7 protein-coding genes are annotated in these 4,105 nt (G+C 69.0%); 4 read left to right on the top strand and 3 right to left on the bottom strand.

The features are described 5' to 3' along the window. The first annotated feature begins 236 nt into the window (after nucleotides 1-236). On the top strand, nucleotides 237-632 hold the full coding sequence (locus P409_RS36500; protein ID WP_052121504.1) for an OmpA family protein: 396 nt from the start codon (nucleotides 237-239) through the stop codon (nucleotides 630-632). A gap of 112 nt (nucleotides 633-744) precedes the next feature. On the opposite strand, the gene mscL is transcribed toward P409_RS36500, so the two are convergent. Continuing rightward, entirely contained in the window at nucleotides 745-1,155 is a 411-nt protein-coding gene (mscL, locus tag P409_RS28280) for a large conductance mechanosensitive channel protein MscL (protein WP_034846270.1), read from the bottom strand. 251 nt (nucleotides 1,156-1,406) lie between these two features. Here mscL and P409_RS36495 point away from each other — a divergent pair, with 251 nt between their 5' ends. Continuing rightward, on the top strand, nucleotides 1,407-1,940 hold the full coding sequence (locus P409_RS36495; RefSeq protein ID WP_052121503.1) for a gamma-glutamylcyclotransferase family protein: 534 nt from the start codon (nucleotides 1,407-1,409) through the stop codon (nucleotides 1,938-1,940). A 3-nt stretch (nucleotides 1,941-1,943) separates the two neighbouring features. Here the strand turns inward: P409_RS36495 and P409_RS28270 are convergent, their stop codons facing one another. Next, on the bottom strand, nucleotides 1,944-2,441 hold the full coding sequence (locus P409_RS28270; protein ID WP_052121502.1) for a DUF1003 domain-containing protein: 498 nt from the start codon (nucleotides 2,439-2,441) through the stop codon (nucleotides 1,944-1,946). Between the two features lie 149 nt (nucleotides 2,442-2,590). On the opposite strand from P409_RS28270, the gene P409_RS28265 reads away from it, so the two are divergent. Further along, a complete protein-coding gene (locus P409_RS28265) occupies nucleotides 2,591-2,923 on the top strand; it encodes a hypothetical protein (protein WP_034846268.1) in 333 nt (110 codons plus the stop codon). Nucleotides 2,924-2,959: 36 nt separating this feature from the next. Further along, on the top strand, nucleotides 2,960-3,829 hold the full coding sequence (locus P409_RS28260) for a metallophosphoesterase family protein (protein ID WP_052121501.1): 870 nt from the start codon (nucleotides 2,960-2,962) through the stop codon (nucleotides 3,827-3,829). On the opposite strand, the gene P409_RS28255 is transcribed toward P409_RS28260, so the two are convergent. Next, on the bottom strand, nucleotides 3,795-4,105 hold a 311-nt coding region (locus tag P409_RS28255), incomplete at its 5' end, for a 4'-phosphopantetheinyl transferase family protein (protein ID WP_034846266.1). The two genes, P409_RS28260 and P409_RS28255, sit on opposite strands and share 35 nt — an antisense overlap.

Here is a 4,105-nt window from a genome sequence, read left to right as displayed (position 1 = left end):
GCTGCTTCTGTGCGGCGACGGGCGGCTGACGGCGGAGCAGGCGAAGGCGGCCTGGGCCGATCCGGCAGCCGCGGCGCTGCTGGACGCGCTGCTGGCGTCGGGGGCGATCGAGCCAGCCGGAAAGAACCGCTGACAGAACGAGCGATTTCAACAACCAGACGAAGCGGAACCGCTTCTATCGGCCGGGCCGCTCGGGTAATGCTGTCCGACCAACAACAAACGCGAACAGGTCGATCATGCCGATTGCAAGCCGTCGTGCGCTCCTGGCCCTGCTTCCCGTCCTCGCCATCGCCGCCTGTGCGCCCAAGGCCGGCGGCCCCTACGACATCTTCTTCAAGGATGAGAGCGCCGTGCTGACGCCGGATGCGCGGGCGCTGGTCGCCAAGGCGGCGTCGGAGGCGAAGAGCTGGAACGCCAAGTCGATCAGCGTCGACGGCTTCGCCGGCAAGGACGGCGCGCGCGACGCGCATGAGGCGCTGTCGGCCAAGCGGGCCGAGGCCGTCGCCGCGGAGCTGGTGGCGAACGGCATCTCGCCGAGCCTGATCCACCGCGTCGAGGGCCATGGCGACGCCGGGGCCATCGCGGGCGTCACCGTCGGCGAGCGCCGGGTCGAGATCCGGATCGCCTACTGACCGTTCTCTCCCCTGTCATGCCCGGGCTTGACCCGGGCATCCAGAGTCTGTCGTGAGACCTTCTGGATTGCCGGGCCAAGCCCGGCAATGACAGGCAGGAGGGCTGTATAAATCAGTTCCGCGACTTGATGGCGTCGCGGATCTCCTCCAGCAGCACCTCGCTGCGCGGCGGCGCGGCCGGGGCCGCTTCCGGCTTCTTCATGAAACGGTTGACCTGCTTGACCAGCAGGAACACGGCGAAGGCGATGATCAGGAAGTTGATGATCGCGTTGATGAAGACGCCGTAGTTGATCGTCGCGGCGCCGGCAGCCTTGGCCGCGGCCAGGCTGTCATAGTGGGTCGACGACAGGTTGATGAAGTAGTTCGAGAAGTCGACACCACCCAGCAGCACGCCGATCGGCGGCATGATGATGTCGTTGACCAGGGAATTCACGATCGTGGTGAAGGCCACGCCCATGATGATACCGACCGCCAAGTCGATCACATTGCCACGGGCAATGAAGGCCTTGAACTCCTGGAACATCCGCTGCCCCCAAGTCTCTGTTGGTGGCCGATGCCGGCCGCGACATAAATGTATATATCCGATTTGCACGCTGTCACAGAAAAACCTGCAAACACGCTGACAAAACAGGGAAATGGCTGAATTGGCGGCGTCAAGAAATTCACTGGAATCGACTTGACTTTCGGCGCGGCAGGATCAAATTGCGCCGCCCACGTCACCATGATGACGGGCGGATGGCGCCGGGCCGTCCGGGCCGGGAAGGGAATCGACCGATGCGCCTGTTCTTTTTCGGCACGCTGCAGGATCCCGACCTGTTCGCGCTGGTGATCGGCCGTCCGATGGCGGCGCTGGCGACGCGGCCGGCGACCCTGCTGGGGCGGCAGAGCCGCAAGGTGAAGGGCGAGAGCTACCCGATCCTGGTGCCGCATCCCGACGGGCGGGTCGACGGCCTGCTGGTCGACGGCTTCACCGATGTCGAGATGGACCGCATGCAGTTCTTCGAGAGCGACGACTACGCGCTGCAGCCGGTGACCGTGACTCTGGCCGACGGCGAGCCCGTCGAGGCGCAGATCTACGCCTCGACCGGGGCGCTGGAGGACGCCGGCGAGCCCTGGCATCTCGAGGCCTGGCAGGCCACCGAGAAGCCGCGCACGCTGCTGCACCACGAGGCCTATATGTCGCTGTATGGCAAGATGAGCAGCGCCGAGGCGGCGCTGCGCTGGCCGGAGGTCAAGGCCCAGGCCGACCGCCGCTATGCCGAGGCCCGCGCCGAGCGGCATTTTGCCGAGCGCCGCCGGCCCCGGTAAGGCTCAACCCGTCCCCTTCCCCTCCGCCGCCTCCAGGCGCTCCAGCAGCAGCTCGACCGCCCGGGTCAGCCGCACCACCTCCTGCTCGCGCAGCAGGTCGATCTTCTGGTGCAGCTGCTCGATCTCCAGCTCCGCCTTGATGTTGATCTTGTAGTCGATCTCCGCCTTGTGGCGGTCGATCTCGGCCTGGCGGTTCTGGCTCATCATCAGGATCGGCGCGGTGTAGGCCGCCTGGAACGACAGCGCCAGGTTCAGCAGGATGAAAGGGTACGGGTCCCAGGCCTGGATCCAGCCGACCACGTTCAGCACGATCCACAGGGACAGCAGCGCGCTCTGCACGACGATGAAGTGCCAGGAACCGACGGTCGCCGCCACCCCGTCGGCCAGGCGCTGGCCGAAGGTGAGCGCGGCGCGGTCCTTGGCGCGATGGCTCCGCCGCTGGTGGCGCAGCTCGTGCAGCAGCTGCTCGTCCTCGGGCGTCAGGCTGGGGGCGTGGGTCATCGGCTCTCTCCTGGCGCAAGGCGGCAGTCCGGGCGCCTGATCGTTACACCGGCAACCATTTCGCCCGATTCCGCCACCAAGCGGTAGCGGCCCGCTGCGAGCCTCCCCTCGTCGAGACTGCGGTTCGCCGCGTTGCGCAGGGGTGTGTGATGAGACCGGACTGGCCGATCGTCATGGACCGGGCCGAGCCGCCGATCGAGATTCCCGGGGCCAGGATCATCCCGTTCACCCGCCCCACGCCCCGGCCGGCGCCGCAGATCGCGCCCGGACTGCTGCATCGCGTCGTGGCAAGGATCGGCCGGGCGGTCATCGACGGCTTCGCCCATTGCGCCCGCGGCATGCATCCGGAGCTGTTCTGCCGCGAGGACGAGCCGCCCCGTCCCGATCCGGACGCGCTGGCCGACGACGCGCCGCGCAGCTGGCGGTCCGACATCGATGTCGAGCTGCACCGCATTATGTCGCTGCATCGGTTCCGGGGATAGCTGGCCTAATCCGCCCGGAGCGGCCAAGCTGGACCCATGCGCCTGTACGCCATCAGCGATCTCCACCTCGCCTCCGACGCCAGCTTCGAGCGGCTGGCGGCCCTGCCGGATCACCCGGAGGACTGGCTGATCCTGGCCGGCGACATCGCCGAGACGGCGGACACGCTGGGCCGCGCCTTCGCCATGCTGTCGGCGAAGTTCGCCAGGCTGATCTGGGTGCCGGGCAATCACGAGCTGTGGACCCGGGCGCGCAGCCCGGCCGCGCCACGCGGGGTCGAGCGCTACGAATCGCTGGTCGCGCTGGCCCGGCAGCACGGCGTGGTGACGCCGGAGGATCCGTATCCGGTCTGGCCCGGCCCGGGCGGCGAGCATGCCATCGCGCCCCTGTTCCTGCTGTACGACTACAGCTTCCGCCCGGCCGACCTGCCGGTCGAGGAGGTGGTGGCCTGGGCGGCCGAAGAGAGCGCCGTCTGCGCCGACGAGCTGCTGCTGCATCCCGACCCGTATCCGACGCGGCAGGAGTGGTGCCGGGCCCGGGTCGAGGATACCGCCCGGCGCCTGGCGGCGCTGCCGGCCGGGCTGCCGACCATCCTGGTCAACCACTACCCGCTGCGCCGCGACTTGGTGCGCATTCCGCGCATCCCGCGCTTCAGCCCGTGGTGCGGCACGGTGCTGACCGAGGACTGGCACCGGCGCTTCCGTGCCGCGGTGGCGGTCAGCGGCCATCTCCATGTCCGCCACACCGACTGGCGCGACGCCACCCGGTTCGAGGAGGTGTCGCTGGGCTATCCCTATCAATGGGAGCAGGCCTACGGCATCGGCGCCTATCTGCGCGAGATCCTGCCCGGGCCGCCCGAGCCGGCGCCGTCGGTCAGGGCGTCAGGGCAACGTGCCGGACCGCGATGACCGGCTCGCCCTGCGGCCGGTGCAGCGCCAGCCCCAGCAGGTGCCGCGGCGACGGCCGCCACTGCCGGAAATGCCAGGCGGCGCCGTCGACCGCGGGGTCGAGGAATCGGACCTGCGGCCGCTCCGACAGCGTGTCGACCACGAAGCTGTCCAGCGCGATGGTCAGGCCGCCGCCCAGCGCCTTCACATAGGCTTCCTTGACCGTCCAGATCTGCAGGAAGGCCTCGCGCCGGCGATCCGCCGGCACCGCCCGCACCGCCGCCGCCTCCGCCGCGG

Origin of the sequence: Inquilinus limosus MP06, from assembly GCF_000767795.1 — a bacterium.
Classification (GTDB): Bacteria; Pseudomonadota; Alphaproteobacteria; order DSM-16000; family Inquilinaceae; genus Inquilinus; species Inquilinus limosus_E.
The sequence above is the reverse complement of the archived record's forward strand: the minus strand, read 5'-3'. Positions and strand labels throughout refer to the sequence as shown.

Excerpts from the sequence above, each read along its gene's own strand:
- P409_RS36500 (WP_052121504.1), top strand. The coding sequence starts at position 237 with ATGCCGATTGCAAGCCGTCGTGCGCTCCTGGCCCTGCTTCCCGTCCTC.
- mscL (WP_034846270.1), bottom strand. The coding sequence starts at position 1,155 with ATGTTCCAGGAGTTCAAGGCCTTCATTGCCCGTGGCAATGTGATCGAC.
- P409_RS36495 (WP_052121503.1), top strand. The coding sequence starts at position 1,407 with ATGCGCCTGTTCTTTTTCGGCACGCTGCAGGATCCCGACCTGTTCGCG.
- P409_RS28270 (WP_052121502.1), bottom strand. The coding sequence starts at position 2,441 with ATGACCCACGCCCCCAGCCTGACGCCCGAGGACGAGCAGCTGCTGCAC.
- P409_RS28265 (WP_034846268.1), top strand. The coding sequence starts at position 2,591 with ATGAGACCGGACTGGCCGATCGTCATGGACCGGGCCGAGCCGCCGATC.
- P409_RS28260 (WP_052121501.1), top strand. The coding sequence starts at position 2,960 with ATGCGCCTGTACGCCATCAGCGATCTCCACCTCGCCTCCGACGCCAGC.